At 48.7% G+C, this 19,560-nt stretch carries 13 protein-coding genes; 8 read left to right on the plus strand and 5 right to left on the minus strand.

All coding sequences use genetic code 11. The annotated features are described in order from the left end of the window. Nucleotides 1-3 precede the first annotated feature (3 nt). Entirely contained in the window at nucleotides 4-1,053 is a 1,050-nt protein-coding gene (locus tag ELAC_RS05755) for an F-box/LRR-repeat protein (protein WP_143406451.1), read from the minus strand. A gap of 268 nt (nucleotides 1,054-1,321) precedes the next feature. Between ELAC_RS05755 and ELAC_RS05760 the strand changes: the two genes are divergently transcribed. The 6 genes from ELAC_RS05760 to ELAC_RS11735 all read left to right on the plus strand — a co-directional run bounded on the left by ELAC_RS05760 (nucleotide 1,322) and on the right by ELAC_RS11735 (nucleotide 10,143). Next, complete coding sequence (locus ELAC_RS05760; protein ID WP_098038332.1) at nucleotides 1,322-3,169, plus strand: coiled-coil domain-containing protein; 1,848 nt, start codon at nucleotides 1,322-1,324, stop codon at nucleotides 3,167-3,169. 385 nt (nucleotides 3,170-3,554) lie between these two features. Further along, a complete protein-coding gene (mutS, locus tag ELAC_RS05770) occupies nucleotides 3,555-6,101 on the plus strand; it encodes a DNA mismatch repair protein MutS (RefSeq protein ID WP_098038334.1) in 2,547 nt (848 codons plus the stop codon). Nucleotides 6,102-6,104: 3 nt separating this feature from the next. Then, the gene (locus tag ELAC_RS05775; RefSeq protein ID WP_098038335.1) at nucleotides 6,105-6,869 is read left to right on the plus strand and encodes a hypothetical protein; all 765 of its coding nucleotides are present in this window, start codon (nucleotides 6,105-6,107) and stop codon (nucleotides 6,867-6,869) included. Further along, nucleotides 6,866-7,660, plus strand: a complete 795-nt coding sequence (locus ELAC_RS05780; protein WP_098038336.1) for a hypothetical protein — start codon at nucleotides 6,866-6,868, stop codon at nucleotides 7,658-7,660. The genes ELAC_RS05775 and ELAC_RS05780 overlap by 4 nt, the downstream gene beginning before the upstream one ends. Nucleotides 7,661-7,665: 5 nt before the next feature. Next, entirely contained in the window at nucleotides 7,666-9,897 is a 2,232-nt protein-coding gene (gene priA, locus ELAC_RS05785) for a replication restart helicase PriA (RefSeq protein ID WP_098038337.1), read from the plus strand. Nucleotides 9,898-9,966: 69 nt separating this feature from the next. Then, nucleotides 9,967-10,143 carry a hypothetical protein gene (locus ELAC_RS11735; protein WP_158227816.1) on the plus strand — a complete coding sequence of 59 codons (177 nt, stop codon included), beginning with the start codon at nucleotides 9,967-9,969 and terminating at the stop codon, nucleotides 10,141-10,143. Nucleotides 10,144-10,199: 56 nt separating this feature from the next. Here ELAC_RS11735 and ELAC_RS05790 read toward each other — a convergent pair whose 3' ends face one another. Continuing rightward, entirely contained in the window at nucleotides 10,200-11,693 is a 1,494-nt protein-coding gene (locus ELAC_RS05790; RefSeq protein ID WP_098038338.1) for a hypothetical protein, read from the minus strand. Nucleotides 11,694-12,322: 629 nt separating this feature from the next. Here ELAC_RS05790 and lysS point away from each other — a divergent pair. Beyond that, entirely contained in the window at nucleotides 12,323-13,903 is a 1,581-nt protein-coding gene (gene lysS, locus ELAC_RS05800) for a lysine--tRNA ligase (protein WP_098038340.1), read from the plus strand. A gap of 324 nt (nucleotides 13,904-14,227) precedes the next feature. Here the strand turns inward: lysS and ELAC_RS05810 are convergent, their stop codons facing one another. Together ELAC_RS05810 and cysS are read right to left on the minus strand one after the other, a co-directional pair. Next, nucleotides 14,228-14,476: a hypothetical protein gene (locus ELAC_RS05810; protein ID WP_098038342.1), complete on the minus strand. Its 249-nt coding sequence runs from the start codon at nucleotides 14,474-14,476 to the stop codon at nucleotides 14,228-14,230. Continuing rightward, a complete protein-coding gene (gene cysS / locus ELAC_RS05815; protein WP_098038343.1) occupies nucleotides 14,469-15,899 on the minus strand; it encodes a cysteine--tRNA ligase in 1,431 nt (476 codons plus the stop codon). The genes ELAC_RS05810 and cysS overlap by 8 nt, the downstream gene beginning before the upstream one ends. A 260-nt stretch (nucleotides 15,900-16,159) precedes the next feature. Here cysS and ELAC_RS05820 point away from each other — a divergent pair, with 260 nt between their 5' ends. Next, a complete protein-coding gene (locus ELAC_RS05820; RefSeq protein WP_098038344.1) occupies nucleotides 16,160-16,474 on the plus strand; it encodes a DMT family transporter in 315 nt (104 codons plus the stop codon). A gap of 19 nt (nucleotides 16,475-16,493) precedes the next feature. On the opposite strand, the gene ELAC_RS05825 is transcribed toward ELAC_RS05820, so the two are convergent. After that, nucleotides 16,494-19,217: an AMP-binding protein gene (locus tag ELAC_RS05825; RefSeq protein ID WP_098038345.1), complete on the minus strand. Its 2,724-nt coding sequence runs from the start codon at nucleotides 19,215-19,217 to the stop codon at nucleotides 16,494-16,496. Nucleotides 19,218-19,560: the final 343 nt, after the last annotated feature.

The following is a 19,560-nucleotide window of genomic DNA, read 5'->3' on the forward strand; positions in this document are numbered from 1 at the left end:
CTCTTAAGCATCATATCTAAAAACTTTCAATCTGCGCCCTAGCTCCAGCATCGAAGATGGCACTATCTTATAGCTGTTGTTCTGGAGTGTGGCTCGCTCCAGACTATTCCAGAATTTACCAAAATCCTCAGAAAGGCTCTCTATATTGTTATTTTCAAGTCTTATGTTTTTAAGACGGGGCCAGCGCGTGCTAAAATGGGCAGGCAATGTCTTTATGTCATTCCCTGAAAGGGTAAGGGATTCGAGCTGCTGCCAATTGTCCCCAAATCCTTCAGGGAGCCTCTCAAGGGAGGTGTTTGCCATCGAAAAGCTTTTGATCTTGTCCCAGACCCGCAGCAGCTTCGCTGAAATCCGATGCAGGGGGTTATGATCCAACTTTAAGTCTTCAAGGGACGTAAAGAGTGCCATTTCGGGAGGCAGTTTCGAGATGTTTTTATCCCTCAAGTCCAGACTTTTCACCTTGGAAAGCTCGTTTTGGTGCTTTTTCATCCCCTCGCGGACAAGCAATGCCTGCTCACGTAGCGGAACATCAGGCAATTGCTGGTCGCTAACCAGATTGCTCTCAAGCAAAATATTCCAAAGAGCCACAAGACTCTTCCAACCTTCGAAACAGCTCCAAAATTGCAAGACTTTAAGCGGACGGGATGCGGCAGAGACGAGCATCTTCTGATCCATTGGGGATAATGAGTGTGTTCCCTCCTCGACTGAGCACCTGCTCATCACCGAGCGCTTAATGATCTCAATTCGCCTGGCGGCATTTGCATCCGTCTCTTTAGCCATGAGAGCGTCAGCCGCAGCAACGTCACGGTCGATTCCCCATTTTTTTGACGATCGGCGGATTTTCTCCAGGGAAAAATAACTATCTCTTTCAAAAGCAAGCCAGCGTTTGCACACGAGCGACGTACTCGATTCCGGGACAAACAGGAGAATATTCTGCACAATTTCAACGGGTAGTAGTTGGATCAAACCTTGATCGCCTCCAGCTTCCTCGCCCGTTGCTGGCGATTGAGTCAAGGATGAATAGGGGAATTGTCGATCTACTGCATATGACACAATCTAACCTCTCTAATAAATTACAAAACCAAACGAACACGTCAGTTTAAATAAAAACAAATTACAAATCAACAAACCAACGCATCAACACGAACTATATCGTCAGCATTTCAAAAACATTCATGTGTTTTCTCTACCCACACAACAAAATCGAACTCGCTAAAACACATCTTAACATAAAAACAACGAAACATTTATTGGCCATAAAAAAACATCGATTACAATTTACGTAATTAAAAATTTTAAAACAAAATAACAAGGAAGTTTTATGCAAACCCCAATCCACGGTCCCTACCACGGAACATACTCCATCACAACCCATCAACCCACGGAACAACCGACTCATCTAGTACTCCATCTTCATGGCGTTGATGGGCAAAAGGAGAATTCAGGCGACCAAAACGCAAACAACACGACAGGGGAAAATCAGCAGCGATCCTACGCACAGACCTACTGGGAAAATGTGGCGAACACAACGGTAGTCTTAGACAAAATCTTAGAAGAAATCCGCAATACCAGAAAAGCGCACGTCGTCAATTTAACGGCGAGACTCGCCGAAGGCGTCGGTTACACGGCAGTCGGCACGATGAACGCCCTAGGCAACGGCGACCTCTACGGCGGCGCAACAAACATCATGCTTGGTGTGTATAATTTAGCATTAGGCGCTTATGGCGCAAAAGCAGTTTATGACGGCGCGATGGAAAGCAATACTTTGAGCAAGTCGCTTGAAGAAATTCAGCAAGGTATCTCGATGATGAAACAGCTCAACGAAGCCAACATCGAAGATGCCAATCAGCTGGCCGACTACCTTGCCAGCGTCGAAAAGAAATTAAAAGAGGAAAAGGCTGCACTCGGTCAAATAAAGCTGGATCTCTTAAAACAGGCACATAATAAAGATTTAGAAATGATGTCTTTGCAGGCCAAGACAGAGTCCAACATTGAACGTCTCTCTAATATTCACAAATTGTTATCAGATGCAATCGTGCAAAACACCTCCGGTACCGAACTGATCGAGCAAGGGTTGGCCACGCTCGAAAAGACAACGGAAGCGCTTCAGAGCGAAAGCCTCTCTCAAGAAGATATAAAACTGTATATTAACGACTTAAAAGCAGCGGCAGATGACTTCATCAAAGGTGTAAGATTGACAAAAGGTGCCAGCAGCGACATGCACAAGAGCATGGCCGATGTGAATGAGATGTGCGGCGAACTTATGAAAGACAACCGCCATGCGATGAGAGATCTAGCTCATGAGAAAAAGCTGAAATTGGAGATGGCTGAAAGATTGGAGGCTATCGAAAATGATAAACAAAAAATGCTGATAGAGAATAAAAAAGCGGCCCATGATGTGCGCAACATGCAAAAAAGGATGTTCAAGCAGCAGATTATCGCCCAAAAAGCGTCGCAAAGCGTACAAAACGCCAAGCAGCGTCAACAAAACTCGGAGACGGAGTGGGGTGTCGTCGAATACCTCTCCGGCGCAGCGCTTGGATTCGGTACGGGTGTCGCCGGTCTCTTCACTGGAGGAGTGTTTGGGATGTTCGGTGGCGCTATTACAGGCTTTAAAGTCGCTGGTTCCTCTGTCCATGAGCTGAGGAAAAAATCAGAAGCTGCAAAAAAGGCCTTCGTGGCATCGGTACCGGTCACCGATCCAACCCCCATGAACCCGGTCCAAATTAAATTTGCACCCTCAACCACATGCCTTAACTGGATGCCCTACACAGAAGCTTGGAAAGATTCTGAAACGATGGGCGGTTTTAAAGTTCAGATTGGAAGCGAAGTGTATGAAGGAACTTTCAACACCAAGACAGCAGGCGCTGGCTCTTTAAGCTTTGAAGAAGAGTTAAAACTCTACTTTGCCCTAAGCGACGCGCTAGCCGATGGTAAAATCACGGGCGCAGAGTGCCGTCGTGTTCTGCAAACACTGGATCACGTATTCACAGTCCAGTGCGAAAGAACGGAGGGTAAGTTGAAAAATGTGGCGGTAAGGCTCATCGATCTCAATAGCGAGCTGTTCCTTGATTTGACCCGGCGCGTTGATGAAATCAGCCAGCACAACATGGAAAACTCCCTGCTGATGTCCACCGTGTTTTCCTCCGGTTTCGAAGGAAATATGTAATCTTGCCTTCAAATACTTGATTGAATCTAGCTATCTTAGCATCCCGGGGCAAAAAACCCCGGGATGCTTTTTTTTTGAACCTTCGATCAACAATAATAAAATTCAAACCATCCAGCGCGTTCCACCAGACTTGAGAAGCTCTCTCGTTGCCAAATCAAAATTTAGAGACACTTTCGGTATAGGACAATTCAGCGGCAAAGCATCATGGTTTGATTCTAGCACAAGTTCTTACGGGTACCCCCCTTCTTGCTCCCTGATGGTTGCGGCCCGTCCCTTTCCGATCGTAAAAAAGGTTGATGCATCTTGTGAATATTCCACAAAAGCTGGAAAATAGTTATTTTCGGTAGTCCGAATTGAACTAATCCTTAAAACGAGCGGCCAGCCTATGACAACAACGACAGAGACAGAAACAGCTAAAACCTCTCCCATGATGGCACAATGGCATGCCTGTAAGGAAACGGCGAAGGACGCTCTCCTCTTATTTCGGATGGGAGACTTTTATGAGGCATTCTACGAAGATGCCGCCTTATTATCCAAAGAGCTGGATCTGGCGCTCACCAAAAGGCAGGATATCCCGATGGCGGGGGTACCTTTCCACAGCGCCGAAGGATATATCGACCGGCTCATCCAGAAAGGGATAAAAATCGCAGTCGCCGAGCAGATGGAAGACCCGAAAAAGACCAAGGGATTGGTCAAAAGGGAAGTTGTCCGTTTCATCACTCCGGGAACTGTCATCAGTTCGTCTCTTCTCTCCGACAAATGCAACAATTTTTTCGCCTCCGTTTCAAATTCGGGAAAAAACTACGGACTGGCTGTGCTCGATATTTCAACCGGCGAGCTCATTGCCCTGGAGTGCGCAAGCCTTCATGAACTCAAGACAGAACTCTTCCGGTTTAAACCCAAAGAACTTTTAGCTCCGAAAAAGTTTATTCAGAAATACCAGGATATCATGGATGAGATCAAGATTGCCTTCTCTCCCTTGATCAATCCGCATGATGACTGGCGCTTTGAAGGAGGAGCCGCCAAAGAGTTTCTTTTGTCCCATCTTCAGGTCAAGACGCTGGAAGGGTATGGATTGCAAGAGGAGGGAGCCTGCGTCTCTTCTGCCGGCGCTCTTCTCGCCTATCTGCAAGATTTCTTAAGACTTCCCATCCAACACATCCAGACGGTTAAAACCTACTCGCTGAGCGACCACATGGTTCTCGATCCGTCCGCGCAGAGAAATTTGGAGCTGACAGAGTCGATGCGATCTGTGCAGCAAAAGCTCACGCTGTACGATGTCTTAGACAACACCTCTACCCCCATGGGAGGCAGACTTCTCATGCACTGGGTGAAACACCCTCTGCTTTCGATCGATGCCATCAGAGGCAGGCAGGATGCCATTGACAACGTGCTCCAGAAACTTTCGCTAGCGGAGAAACTGAGAGCTCACCTCAATTACGTGAAAGACTTAGAGCGCCTGATGACGAAAGTCTGCAGCGGATTCGCTCTTCCAAGGGATATTGCCAACTTAAAAGCGTCGCTATACCCGCTCGCGGAGATCAAAGCGGATCTAATGGCCAGCTGCCACACCTCCCCTTTTCTTTTCGACGCAGCAGCCAAGATTGGCACACATCGGGAGCTGCATCAACTGATCGACAACTCGCTTGTCGATGAGCCGCCCTTCAGGATCGGTGACAGCCGTCTCTTCAAAGAGGGATTCCATAAGGAGCTCGACGAGCTAAGACTCATCGGACAGGATGGAAAAAAATGGCTGGCCGATTATCAGGAGTCTTTAAGGGCGAGCACGGGCATAAAAACAATCAAAGTCGGCTACAACCGCATGTTTGGCTACTACATAGAAGTGTCCAAAGGACAGGCAGGCAACATGCCGCCCTCCTTCACAAGACGCCAGACGCTTGTCAATGCCGAGCGCTTCATCTCCGAAGAACTGAAAGCGTTCGAGGACAAAGTGCTATCGGCCAGCGACAGAATAGAAGCGATGGAACAAGAGCTGTTTGCCGAGCTCCGCAGAGAGGTATCCCTGCATAAGACGGCAGTGCTTGAAACGGCCGGGGCCATCGCTAAGGTCGACTGCATTCTTTCCCTTGCCCTTTCGGCCAAACAGCACGGCTGGGTCAAACCGGTTGTGGACGGGAGCCGCAAACTCGTGATCGTCGAAGGAAAGCATCCAGTGCTTGATGCGTACCAAAAAATGGAGCGTTTTGTTCCAAACGACACCTTCTTAGATGATGAGAAAAACAGACTGATGCTGATCACCGGGCCTAACATGGCGGGAAAATCAACATACATCCGTCAGGTGGCCCTGATCGCAATCATGGCCCACATAGGATCTTTTGTGCCGGCCAAATCAGCCCACATCGGACTGATCGACCGCGTATTCACCCGAATAGGAGCCCACGACGACCTAGCCAGGGGCCAGTCTACTTTTATGGTGGAGATGACGGAGACAGCAAATATCTTAAACAACGCCACTGATCGCTCCCTTGTTATTTTAGATGAGATTGGCAGAGGGACCAGCACCTACGACGGCATCGCGATAGCCTGGTCTGCGGCAGAGTGGCTTCTGACCCAGGAAGGAAAAAGGGCCAAAACACTTTTTGCCACGCACTTTTTCGAGCTGACTAAAATGGAAGAAGTCATCGACGGGGCCGTCAACTACAACGTCTCTGTCCTTGAGCAGCGAGGAGAGGTGGTATTCACCCATAAAATCCTTAAGGGATCGGCAGACAAAAGTTATGGCATCCACGTCGCCAAGCTTGCGGGTCTTCCCTCCTATGCCATCGACAGAAGCAAAGAAATCCTTTCCCACCTGGAAGAGACCGGATCCAAAAAGGGCATCTTCGAGCCAGCAAGACCTAAGAGAGCCCCCAAAAAGGTCAGCGACCTGCAAACAATGCAGCTTACGTTTTTGAACCCCAATGGTAGGTAACCAATGTCCAACTCACTGCCGATTGTGGCAAAGCAGCTGCCCGCTTACCATAAGGAAGATGGGCTAGTCTTCCAGTTTATCTTAAGCGAGTGGCTTTTGGCCGAAAAGACCAGCTTCTTGCTTTTGTGCCATATCGACAAACTGCTTGAAAAGCCCTCCTCGAAAAAAATCTACCAGGACATGGAAGCCTGTCTCAAACAGCTGTCGGGAATAGGGCATGATTTCATACGTTTCATCTCCCCAGGTGACGACGGCATCTTAAAGAAACTATCGCACTTTACAGCGATCTTAGCCCGCGACATCCTCGAAGACCATGCGGCGGAGAGGATTCTGCGCAGATCCGCAAACCAGGCGTGGGGATTTGCCATCGAAATGGAGAGTCTTGTCCAAAACCTGCAAAAAGGGCCGCGCGCATCGACTCCGGAAAACGTCGAGCAGATCAAGCGTCAGGGTGAAAAAATCGCACTTGAGCTTAAAAAAATGGGGCGGACGATACCCGGCCTGTTCGCTAAATTTGCAAAAGATGAAAATGTTCTCTTTTTCTTGGTAAGGCATAAAAAAGACTTCGACAAATTCCAAGGGGCAGGGTTCGTAAAGCGCCTGCTGATCAAGACCTATCCCAAAGGGATTGCCGAAGCGGAGGAGTATCTCATCTACCGCTACAAAAAACGCGGTTTTGACGATCTTATTCCGGCAATCGGGATGTTCATGAAGGACTTAAGTCCCGCCAAATCCAAAACAAAAAGTGTGGTCAAGACTAAGCAATGAGCAGCATCGAAAGAGAGTGGCTCTCCCTAATCGGAGAAGTGCAAAAGCTGGTACTGAAAGAAGAAGCTGGAAGCGTGCTTTTCGCCGAAGAAGAGGCCTATAACTTCTTTCACCAAAAACATCCTGCAAAGCAAGTCCCCGCCCGTCTCGAATCTCCCGCTCTTCCTCAAAAAACGCAGCCCTTCCCCCCCCCAAGGGTGGCTCCCGCAGCGGAGCCGAAAGAACCCTTCAGGCCACAAGTGAGTGCGCCAAGGCAAGAAGCGGTTAAAGAGAGCTTAAGCGAAGATCCCCGGCCGGCCGGCCCTCCCCCTCCCTCGTTTGACTACAAGATGATGAGAGAGACGATCTCTAAGCTCAAACCTTCTCTCAAGATCTTAGAGGAGATCAAAGAAGGCACCCTCGCAAAAAAGGATCCGCCGCCGGCATGCCTGCTTGTCGGAGGCTTAAATGATCAAGAACAGCAGATGATGGACAGCATACAAGGGGCCATTGGAGATGTGCTAAAACAAACAGCTAAAACATATCCTGTCCATGACAAGGCAAGCGTGGAAGCGCTTCTTGCAACCCTTTCTTCCCCTCACCTGAAACTGATTATTATCTCGGAAGAGTCTTTGAAAGAGAACGATGCCCTACAAAGCTTCTACAAACCTGCTGAAGAGGGAAAACCGGCCTGGTTTGGCGACATCCCGGCAGCACCCATTCCTTCATTTAGATCGCTAAAGGACTCCCCTGCAGCCAAAAGAGCTCTCTGGAATTTAATCAAATCGACACTTAAAGAGGCTGCTTTTTAAAGGGTATGAAAAACGCCATCGCGCTTGTTGCGCTCGACACCCCCCTACAGGAAGCACTTGATTACTCCATCCCCGCCGAACTGAATGAGAGTATCGAATTTGGAACGTTGGTCGAGGTGCCCCTAAGAGGACGCAAATGCTCAGGATGGGTCATCGGCTTTAAAGAAAAGAGCCAATTCAAAGGGGTTAAAGCGATTGCAAAGGTTCTCTCGAGCGAACCGGCTCTCACAGAAGAGGTATACAAACTGGCTGAATGGGTGGCCAGATACTACGTCACTCCCCTGCCCAAAGTCTTAAAAACGATTATTCCGTCTTCGCTTCGAAAGATCACCAAGCCTAAACTAATCTCCTTTGTGCAAAAAGCGGTTTCCAAAGAGGAGCTGCGCGACTTGGCCGCCTCCCTCCGAGGCAAGTCCAAAGCGAAAACCGCGGTCTTGGACGTTTTACTGCTTGCCGGCAAGGAAATTCTCCTCTCCGAGCTTCTCGAAAAGGCAGGGACAGCTAAAGCAACTGTCGATGCCCTGGAAAAGATGGGCTGCCTCAAAGTCATCAAGCTGCCGATGGATCGCTCCCCCCTGAAAGATGAAGAGTTTTTCAAAACAAAACCCAAGGTTTTAAACGGAGAGCAACTGCAAGCTCTCAACAACATCACCCAAGATATCGACGCGGCAAAATTCACTGTCCACCTACTCCATGGCATCACGGGAAGCGGCAAAACAGAAATCTACATGCAAGCCATCGAAAAAGTACTGGAGAGAGGAGGCGGCGTCTTGGTCTTGGTACCGGAAATTTCTCTCACCGCACAGGCAATCGACCGTTTCAAAAGTCGCTTCAGCGAGCAGATCGCCATTTTACATCATCGCCTAAGCGATGGGGAGCGCTTCGATGCGTGGCACAACTTGAAGAAAGGAAAATCCAAAATTGCTCTGGGGGCCCGATCAGCTGTTTTCGCTCCCGTCAAAAACCTTAAGCTCATCATCGTCGACGAAGAGCATGAACCGTCCTACAAGCAGACAGATGAGATGCCCTGCTATCACGCTCGCGATGTGGCGGTGCTCCGAGGCAGTTTTGAGAAGGTTCCGGTCATCTTGGGAAGCGCCACACCCAGCCTTGAAAGTTACTACAACGCCTCGCTGGGTAAATACTCCCTCTCCACCCTCTCTGTCAGGGCGGGCAAGAGTTCGCTGCCGGAAGTAACCGTCATCGACATGCGAAAGGAGTACGAAAGAGCCAAGGGATACACCATCTTTTCCGAAATTCTCCTCTCTAAAATCAGGGAACGCAAAGAAAAGGGCGAGCAGACCATCCTGTTTTTGAACAGACGCGGATTCCACACCTCCTGCATGTGCCAAAGCTGCGGCGCTTTTGTGAAGTGTAAAAGCTGCGATCAGGCGATGACCTACCACAAAAAGGAACTTTCGCTCAACTGCCATCTGTGCGGGTTTTCCCTCTCTCCGCCTCCCACATCATGCCCCTCGTGCGGCCGTCCTTCGGAGATGAAGTTTAAAGGGGTGGGGACAGAACAGGTCGAGCGCGCATTAAAAGCCCTCTTTCCGGATATAAGAACGCTGCGTATCGATGCCGACACGACAAGGCACAAAGGCAGCCATGAAAAATTGTTCAAAGAATTCGCCACCCATAAAGCCGATGTGCTGATCGGCACCCAAATGGTCGCCAAAGGGCTCCACTTTCCATTAGTGACTCTAGTCGGAGTGCTCAACTGCGATCAAACCCTGCAGTTTCCCGATTTTAAAGCCCAGGAAACCACCTTCCAGCTAATCACCCAGGTATCTGGAAGGGCCGGGCGCTCATTCCACCGGGGCGAGGTCATCTTGCAAAGCTGCCTCGTTGACCATCCGATTTTAAAACTGGCTCAAACGCAAGATTTTAAAGCATTCTACCAAGAAGAGATCGCTATCAGGGAAATGTTTTCCTTCCCCCCTTTAAGAAGCATGGCTAAAGTCCGCCTGTCCGGCACCGATGACAGAAAGACTGAGGAGATGCTCAACCGCTACCGGGATCTGCTGCTCGCCTTGCTCCCTAAAGAATACACCGTGATGCCGGTGGCGCCCTCAGGCCATCTTAAGGTCAAAGACCGCTACTACTATCAGTTTTTTCTGCTGGGACCCCAACTAAACGCATTCCGGGAATCAGTGAAGAAACTCAAAGAGATGCTGGAAATACCGACAGGGTACAGGCTTCATCTGGATATCAACCCCTACTCCACCTATTTTTAAGAAACGCATCGATTGAATTGATTGGGCGGATTATTTATATATGAAATCAGGATTATATCTGGAGTTCGTATGCTGAAAGCTTTGCGTCTGTTCCTTCAGTCAGACCCCAAAACCAAGAGTTTTATTCTTTCGTGGGCTATCTATATGTCCGTGCTCTTGGGATCGGCTGTTTATTGTTATGTGAGGCTGGATGCTGTAAGGAGCGGGCCAAAAGCCGCTCCTGAAACAGAGAATGTTTCTCAATAGGCTTAGAGACTATCCACAGCCCAAATTTTGAGACGCTTTCGAGATAGCACCCTCTCTTAGACGATATAGTCTAAAAGGTCGTTGCGATCCCTCTGCAAATGGTGGGCGGCGTCGGAGTATACTCCAATCACCCCGTCCTTTGAACTGGCACCTTCCGTCTCAATGTTCTGTCCGAACGCGTCGCTGTTGTTATGCTCGACTAGAGCATACGCTTTTTCAAAGCTATACTTTCCACCTGCTCCGGCGAAAAGAGAAGTTTTAGAGACGACTTCCTTATCTTCAAACACCACTTTATAAAGGTCCAGGCATTTAGGATCGGCGTAACCGTTAAATCCTATCACCTTTAGGTGGACAAGAGGAGATTTTTTATTCAGCTCCTTCAGAGCTAAAAGCTGCAGCCGGTTCAATAGCGCGACGTTCTCGACACCGATCACGGCCGCAAAGATCGAAGGCGGGTCGATGGTGTAGACATAACCCTGTGGAAGAGTCGCTTCAAGAGCGCTGAACTCATTGATCACCTGTTGCAGGTAAAGCGAGTAGAGAGCCTCTAAAGAGAGAATATGAGATCCCAGATTGACATACACACCATTGAACCGATCAGAAATGGAGCCTGATTCACCCTTTTCATCCGCTTCAGCCATTGCATGCGAAGCGTCATCGCAAATCAGTGCATCGAGAAGCTGATTTGCCTCCTCAGGACCTAGCGCGATACCTTCTGCCGCTTCCCTTGCCGGCAAGCGGTGTTCCTTTGTCAAGTGATACACCATATGCCTCTTAAGCGCCTCCTCATAGGCAGAAAGAGCTTCGCTGAATTGTTTGGAAGAGGGCGGGAATCTTTCGGCTAATGGAATGAAATCTTCGGTAAGCTCTTCTCCTTCGATAGCGGTATCCCCTAAAGCGACAATAGGCAGTACAACGGCATGCACTCCTTGTCTTTCAAAATCAGGATGAATCGCCGCACTTAAAATCACCTCGCGACCGCCATTGAGCTTGGCTGCTCCATGAGACCCGCTCCAGCGATAATCACCTGTCATCACGATTTTGGTGATCGGTGTCACGAAGGTGTGCATAGCTCCTTCCATGTTGGTGATAGAATCTCCGGGAACATATTTGACACCGAGTGCAGAGTCTTTTTTATTGCGCATCAAGTGGCCTGCCAGGACGGCTGGAACAAAGGGGCTCTTGGAGATGACCGGTGGAGTGGAGCGGTATTCTGCGTCGGTCATAAAATGGTCTCTTTCACTTTTGCCTCCGAGATCGACCAGCTTTGCAGAACCAATAAACTGGAAAAGGTGCTGCAGCGAGGAGGGTAGGGTCTTTAAAACAGCTTCCGTCTTGATCACTTCTGGGTGTTTCTCTTTATCTTTGTTGCTGATCGGATCAATTTTTCTCCCCCTCAGCGATGCAGTCAAGGGAAACACCAATCCTACAGTCAAAATTGCCAACGCCACAAGAGAAATAGTGGCTAAAATCTGTTCTCCGAGGGAGAGTTCAGGAGACCACGGCTGTGTGATGTACTTCGAAAATAGCGTTTCTAAGTTAAGCTTCATAAACTCCTCGGCGAAAAATTAATTCGATTACAATATAAAACGACATGTTAATTGTCAATTTACATACCCTAATTACCGGTAATTCACTCCACCTAAAACGCACCGAAATCATCGCAAAGTGCGGTGAACAAATCCTACGATTTCAGTTTACGAGCAATCTCTTAGGCAGCTAGCTCTTTGCCCCAACCAAATTGCGAGACACTTTCGGTGGGAGGGAGTTGACCAATCTGGGCTTGAGAAATTATGGGGGATCACTCATTATTTAAGGGTGAAACGACTCAGCTTATGCCGAAGTGGACTCAAAATTTAGCTTTTATCCCTGAGAGGTCTTCCGTAGGTTGGAAGGCCGCTGCCGCCGAAATACTGATAAGATATTGCAGCTCAATCTCATTCAATATTAAGGATTTGTTCTTCCCAAAACCCAATTTTGAGCCCACTTCGGTATAATTGAATATGAATCAGACCTTGGAGCTTAAAGAGACTGCCCACAGACTCAAATCAGTAGGCTTTGCTGCTGAATTTGGTCACACCGAAAGGGTCTCGGGATTTAGCAAACTCATCCTGCGATTTCAGTTTGTGGACAGTCTCTAAGAACCGCCAGGCAAAAAAATGAAGAAGAAAGTAAAATCATGACAAAAAAACCCGAATACCACGACCACGATGAATTTCAGATCCGCTTCCGAAAGATCGAAGAGTTAAAAACCCTCGGGATCGATCCTTACCCTCACCACTTCACCCCAACGGCCTCGGCAGAAAAGCTTCAGGAGCAATTCGGAGCCAAGCAGATTGGCGGCAGCGAAGAGGCAGCGGCCGGATCTACAGAATCAGCTGCTATCGCCGGGAGACTCGTTCTTTTCCGTCCGATGGGAAAAAACATCTTCGCCCAGATCCAAGATGAGTCGGGACGCTTTCAGGTCATGTTCAACCGCGACCTTACCACTCTGACCGGGTTGAATATGGAAGCTGCAGAAGGGCAAACGCCTCTGAAAATACTGGAAAAGAAGCTCGACATCGGCGATATCATCGGCGTGAAGGGCCACCTCTTCCACACACAGAAAGGCGAGCTGACCCTTTTCGTGAAAGAGGCGACCATTCTCTGCAAAACCCTTCTTCCCCTGCCGGAAAAACACTCGGGCCTGCACGACAAGGAACTCCGCTACAGAAAGCGCTGGCTCGACCTGATCGCCAACTCTGAGGTAAAAGATACTTTCCTAAAGCGCTCCCAGATATTCAAAACCATCCGCTCCTTCATGGATGCCCATGAGTTCACCGAAGTGGAAACCCCGATTCTGCAATCAGTTTACGGAGGTGCTGAAGCGAGGCCTTTCGTGACGAAACTTAATGCTTTGGATCAAGAGATGTTCATGCGCATATCGCTTGAAATCCCTTTGAAGAAGCTAATCATCGGCGGTATCAAGCGTGTCTTCGAAATCGGCAAATGCTTTAGAAATGAAGGAATAGACCGCAGCCACAATCCGGAATTCACCCTGATGGAGGCCTATGCGGCCTATTGGGACTACAACGACATGATGGATTTCGTGGAGAAGCTCTATGAAAAAATCGCCCTTGAAATTCATGGCACTACCAAACTCCGCGTTCAGCGTTATGACACGAAAGAAGAGATCGATATCGATGTGAAGGCACCTTGGATTCGCCTGACCATGAAAGAGAGTATCCTCAAATACGGCTCCATCGACGTCAACAACAAGACTGACGACGAACTCAGGGAGATGCTTAAGAAGAGCGGACATATCGATGAGAAGAAGCTTCCGAAGCTCGCGCGCGGACTCCTCATCCAGGCAATGTTTGAGGTATTTGCCGAGCCCCACCTCATCCAGCCGCACCACATCATCGACCATCCGATAGAAACAACCGTTCTTTGCAAACCGCATCGACACCCGGCTCACCGGGAAGACGGAATGATCGAAAGATTTGAAAGCTTCATCTTGGGTGGCGAGATCTGCAACGCGTATACCGAACTGAACGACCCTGTACTGCAACGGACCTTACTCGAAGGTCAGCAAGATCGTCGCGACAAAGGGGACGAAGAGGCAGCACCTCTTGATGAAGAGTTCATTGAAGCGATATGCCAGGGCATGCCCCCGACAGCAGGTGTTGGAATCGGTTTGGACAGACTGGTGATGCTCTTCACCAATTCCCACTCAATCAGGGATGTTCTCTACTTCCCCTGGATGAAGCCGCAAAGCTAGTTTGGGTTGAAGGGGCGCTTCAATCAAGCGCCCCGCATTATCCTGATAGTTTTTTTAGAAGACATCCCACTATTTGCTAAGAGCCTGTTAAAGAATTCTAACCCTGTTGAATTTTTGGGGTCAGCAAAAGCTCGCACCTGTTGAGCCAAAAAGCGCATCGAAAGCGATCAAAACAATCCCCGGAATCGACCAAATCGAAATCCGTTCACATTCCCTTAGAAAGCACACTATAATGAAAGATTGCAAGTCGCCTCATAGGGGAAATCCAAGGCAGCTTACAATCTCTCAATCTTGGGAGCTTTTTTTTACAAAAGTCCGAATATCTTAGGAGAGCTTTCTTAAGTTTTTAACTAGGGAAAAACCGTGCTCTGTCAAATAGACAAGTTCTTCATCCTCTTTTCGGATGAAATTTGCCTGAACGAGCAGCTTACAGATGGCGTTCACTCCCCTGTCTTGAAGCGCGATCTTCTTGCCAACTTCATAGCGGCTGATCGGCATGTAGATATCCCCGCGCTCGTTTGCCATATCATAGAGAGCCAGCATAAACTTTGTATCTTTAGTGTCCTTACCCATGAGCAGCCTCGACCTTTTTTAACTTCGCGCCTTTAGGGCTATCTTCAATGATATACCCCTTGGAATGTATAAAATCGCGGATTTCATCCGCTCTCTTCCAGTCTTTGTTCTGACGTGCCTTAGCCCTGTTTTCCAAAGCCTCTTCCAGCTCCTTCGGCACCTCGGCTTTCAACTGAAACTTCAGCACACCAAGAGCTCCATCAAAAAGCTTCAGAAGAGACAGAGTATTTTGCGCCTCTTTCAAACCGATCTTACCTTGATCGATAAGAGCGTTGATCTCCCGTACGAGATCGAAAAGCGTGGCGAGAGCCGCGGAAATATTGAGGTCGTCAGCCAGATGGTTTTTAAACTCCAGCTCAGCCTTCCCAAGCAGTTCTTCAACAGCATAGCCGGAGTCCTTTTCATCAATCGACTCAAGACGGTCCACAAAAGCATCCAGCCTTGCCAGGCTGTGCTGGGCAGCATCCAGTCCCTGCATTGTAAAATTGAGCTGGGTCCGATAGTGTGTTTGCATCAAAAGATAGCGAATTTGCCGCCCGCTGTATCCTTTTTCCAAAAGGTCTCGCAAAGTAAAGAAGTTGCCAAGGCTTTTGGACATCTTTTTGCCATCGACAATCAGGTGCTCGGCATGGAGCCACATGCCTGCAAAAGAGCACCCTGTGCACGCTTCAGACTGGGCGATTTCATTTTCATGGTGAGGAAACATATTGTCGACCCCGCCACAATGAATGTCGATGCTATCACCGAGAAGCTTCATCGCCATGGCGCTGCATTCGATATGCCAGCCCGGCCTTCCCTTACCGAAGGGGCTATCCCAATAAAGGGGCCCATCCCGCTCTTCATCGTAAGCTTTCCAGAGCACAAAGTCCGCCGCATGATCTTTTTCATACTCGTCGTGGTGGACGCGGTCGGAAGCGCCCGCCTTGAGCTCATCTAAATGCAGGTGTGATAGTTTGCCATAGCCGGGAAACTTCTCAATTGCGAAGTAGATGCTTCCATCTCCGCCCTTATAGGCGACTTGCTTTTCAATCAAGATCTCTATCAAGCGCACCATCTCGTCGATATAGGCCGTCGCTTTGGGATAGGCGTCCGCCCTTTCGATATTGAGGGCGTCTAAGTCGTTAAAAAACGCATTCGTGTATTTTTCTGTATACTGTTCAAGAGAAACCCCTTCCTTAATCGCGCCCTTGATTGTCTTGTCATCGACGTCGGTAATGTTCATGACGTGTTTGAGCCGATAACCGCACAGCTTGATCGTACGTCGCAGGGTGTCTTCAAACATGTAGCAGCGGAAATTACCGATATGCGCATAGTTGTAAACGGTCGGGCCGCAGGTGTAGAGCGTTACTTCTCCTTCCTTCACAGTCTTCAGCGGTTCTTTTTTTCGAGTCAGCGTATTGAAAAAAGAAAGGGGGGTCTTCATGAAATTTTCTTTTTTTAAAAGGTTGCCAAAAGTTTTCGCGTGTAAGAGAGAACCCGCAAACAGCAATCAAATGATTTGTTTGCTGCATACTGATTTGAGTTTGCGGGCAATCTATAAAACACAGGTAATCGATTTGCTGTCACCCTCAAAACACTCATAGCCAATGACGAGCTCTCTAAACGACTTGAGGGAAATAACAACATGGCATAGAGTTTACAGCATTGATGAAATCATGCCAACACAAGAGAAAAACAAACTTTATGAACTGGTTAGTTCTTTTATTAGCAGGACTTTTTGAAGTGGGGTTTACAACCTGCCTGAAGCTCTCGGAGCAGTTCACCAAACCGCTTCCAACCATCGGGTTTATCCTTTTCGCGGGAGCAAGCTTCTATGCGCTATCCTATAGCATCAAGACAATTCCCATCGGAACGGCCTACGCCATCTGGACGGGAATCGGCGCTTTCGGAACCGCAATCATCGGAATCAATTGCTTCGGCGAGCCGATGGATGCGGCCCGCCTGTTTTTTTTGTTCCTGCTTATCTTCTCGCTGGTCGGGCTTAAGCTGGTTTCTTAAAGCCCGGGGCAACGCACACTCAGGCAAGGTACTTATTCTCGAGCTCGCGGTAATAGATCTTCCCTGATCCCATAATGGGAATCTCCGGCAGCACTTTGACCTCAGACACTTTAACCAGATTGCTAAAGCCTTTCTCCTTGAGCGTCTGGTTCACCTCGTCGGTCGTTGTCTCAAAGTCGGTGAACAGATAGATCTTGGTTTTGAGGCTCGGATCTTCCTTGGCACAAACGGCAAGGCTCGGTTTCTCATCTGAAATCGGCCAACCCTTCGTGTGGGCGGCCTCTAATAGAGCATCTTCGATGGAAGCTAAGCTGATCATCTCGCCTCCGATCTTGACAAAGCGCTTCTGACGGCCTGAAATGATCAGGTTACCCTTCGCGTCTATGTGTCCAAGGTCGCCGGTTTTATACCACTGCTTCCCTTGCACTTCTACGAACGGTGATGCCTGGGCAGGGTTTAAGTAACCGGAGAAGACATTAGGCCCTCTTGCCAAAATCAAACCTTGCGTTGCCTGATCGATCACCTCGTACGTTTCCGGATGCACAACGAGCAGCTCAACACTGTCGAGGGGGCGACCGACACCAACGTGCTCCTCACCCATCCTGTTGGCTGTCAGGATAGGCGAACACTCCGTGATACCATACCCTTCCACGACAGCATCTCTTTTACCGATCTTCTCAGACAGCCGAAATAACTCCGGCGGTGCTTTCTCGGCACCGGTCACACAAATACGCAGCGATTCGAAATGCTCCGGCGTGCCCGACTTGAGGATCCCCTTTAAAAAGGTAGGTGCTCCGCAGAGAAGGGTCGCTTTCCACTCTTTGCTCAAACGCGCCAACTTCGACCCGTCGGTCGGATCAGGCGAATAGAACACCTTAAATCCGGCAAGCAGCGGGAAAAGCCCGGATGCGGTAAAGCCAAATGCGTGGAATGGAGGCAGGATGCTTAAAAAGATGTCATCGGAATAGAAGTCCAAAACAGTCGGCGCATCCCTTAAGTTGGAAAGAATGTTGTTATGGGTAAGAGGGACTCCCTTGGGCAGATTCTCCGTGCCCGACGTAAAAAGGAGTACCGCTTTGTCATCTTTGGTTCTTTTATCCGAGCCGATTGACTTTATCACAGTTTTTGCCGAAAGCTTCGAAAGAAAGAGAGCTTTCAGTTTATCTTTCAGTGAAAACTTCCTCCGGACGTCTTCCAGCATGACAAGCCTGTCTTCGACCGCATGAAGATCGACGTTCTCCAGCCTGTCGAGAAAGGTCCATGACGAGAGGACAACCTGCACGTTTGACAAGTTGACCACCGCATCGAGATGCCTTGGCCCCACTGTCCAATTGACAAGCAGCGGAACCTTGCCGGCTAGCTGCGTCGCCAAGATCGTGGCCATAGCGGCAACGGAGGCAGGAAGCATAATCCCCACATATTCGCCTGGTAGTGTTTTAATGTATTCTGCAAGCAAAATGACACGCATACGAAGGTCTTTATAGGTAAGAATACCCGCCCTTTCGTCAGCACAGATCACACGGGAGCCTTTCTCCTTGGATATGTTGAGAAATGCCTCGGGAATGGTCTGCCCCTCGGGGATCCGAAGTTTTTCACGGGGTACTTTTTTGAACCACTTCTTGCTATCGGCCCCAACCACCTGGGGAGGCTCTTCTTGACAGACGTAGATTTTTGCGGCAATGGCCATCGCCCTGCCAACGGTTGTCATCTCAAGAGGGTTGACGCTCTTGAGGTCGTAGTAGTCCTGGATGAACGAAATCAGTTCAGCCACATCAAGGGAGTCCATACCGAGATCTGTATCAAACGCCATCTCCGGCTTGATGTCCCCGGCTTTCATCTCGGTAATTTTGGCGATCTCCAAGATAATTTTTTCCTGAATTTCAACCGGAATTTTTTCGATGTCAAACTCTTTGCTGAGCTCTTTGTCTTGCTTCCAGGGCTCGGGCAGCTTCTTGCTCCAAATGGTATAAGGGATCAAAACTAACGAGTCGCCTGGATAAGCCCCCACTTGCGTGGTTAGACCATCGGGTTTGTTATACCAACGCTCAAGCCATCGATTGAACTCAAGACGGCTCGCCTTATAGGGAAAATCCGCGGGCGGTAATTCAAACTCAACGATGATTTCCCGTCTTGGGGTGAAGAAAATCAAATTCATCAGAACATATTTAACCCCCTGAAGCAAGGTGGGGAAAAGAGGCGGTGCTTTGCCGATAAAGGCTCGTGAGAACATGCTTCCCCACAGCCCCTTTGTTCTCACAAGAACGATATTGGCCTCGGGCGCCTCCTGCACAATACGGTGGACGGCTGACGCGCCGCCGATCGCTTCAAAGGCAGTTTGCTTTGTTCTGCCTGCCGGATAGATCAGAAAGTTGTCGCCTTTCTTTAAGTCTTTGATCACTTCCTGGACAACCTCTTCGCTTTTTTTCCGCTTTAAGCTGTTGCTACCCACATCAAAGTTGGGTACAGGAAGAGCCCGCACAAACTTCATCAGCACGTGGACGATCGGTTGATAGTAGAAGTACTCAACGATCATGGGGCGGATCGGAAATCGGGGCCATATGCCCAATGCGACGGAAATCGGATCGACAAAAACGGAAGGGTGATTCGGAAGAAACAGCACCCCACCCGGTTTTTTCAGAGCCTCTTTACTCAGTTTATCCAGCCCTTTGAAACGAATGCGGTATCGGAAAGAGAGGATCAGGCGAAAAAATACGATAAAAAAATACTCGATTAACTTTCTCACAATCTTGCTTAGTCTCCCTTTAATTCATTATCGCTTTGAAACTTCTTCGTAGACTCCCTCAAGAATTGCGGTAAGTCTCATGGATTTTGTTTATACCGAAAGCATCTTAAAATTGGGAATTCAGCTTCGGACAAGCCAAATTCTGAGATGTTTTCGGTATAAACCCTTCCGGGGAACGAAGCCGAACAAAGAGCCTCTGATCTTTGAAAATTCTTTTTTTAACCTCTCATTATCCGAAATTCCCTTTTTTGTGGATAGCTCTAATCCACCTTCTAATGAAAGCATGGGTCCAGCCAAACGATACAACTAATGCCAAAATTTCTTCTCTTCTCACATTCAGCCT

The sequence above is a fragment of the Estrella lausannensis genome, from assembly GCF_900000175.1.
In the GTDB taxonomy this organism is placed as follows: Bacteria; Chlamydiota; Chlamydiia; order Chlamydiales; family Criblamydiaceae; genus Estrella; species Estrella lausannensis.

Coding starts and splice junctions, on each gene's coding strand:
- ELAC_RS05820 (WP_098038344.1), top strand. CDS start 16,160: ATGAACTGGTTAGTTCTTTTATTAGCAGGACTTTTTGAAGTGGGGTTT.
- ELAC_RS11735 (WP_158227816.1), top strand. CDS start 9,967: ATGCTGAAAGCTTTGCGTCTGTTCCTTCAGTCAGACCCCAAAACCAAG.
- ELAC_RS05780 (WP_098038336.1), top strand. CDS start 6,866: ATGAGCAGCATCGAAAGAGAGTGGCTCTCCCTAATCGGAGAAGTGCAA.
- cysS (WP_098038343.1), bottom strand. CDS start 15,899: ATGAAGACCCCCCTTTCTTTTTTCAATACGCTGACTCGAAAAAAAGAA.
- ELAC_RS05810 (WP_098038342.1), bottom strand. CDS start 14,476: ATGGGTAAGGACACTAAAGATACAAAGTTTATGCTGGCTCTCTATGAT.
- ELAC_RS05760 (WP_098038332.1), top strand. CDS start 1,322: ATGCAAACCCCAATCCACGGTCCCTACCACGGAACATACTCCATCACA.
- mutS (WP_098038334.1), top strand. CDS start 3,555: ATGACAACAACGACAGAGACAGAAACAGCTAAAACCTCTCCCATGATG.
- ELAC_RS05790 (WP_098038338.1), bottom strand. CDS start 11,693: ATGAAGCTTAACTTAGAAACGCTATTTTCGAAGTACATCACACAGCCG.
- priA (WP_098038337.1), top strand. CDS start 7,666: ATGAAAAACGCCATCGCGCTTGTTGCGCTCGACACCCCCCTACAGGAA.
- lysS (WP_098038340.1), top strand. CDS start 12,323: ATGACAAAAAAACCCGAATACCACGACCACGATGAATTTCAGATCCGC.
- ELAC_RS05775 (WP_098038335.1), top strand. CDS start 6,105: ATGTCCAACTCACTGCCGATTGTGGCAAAGCAGCTGCCCGCTTACCAT.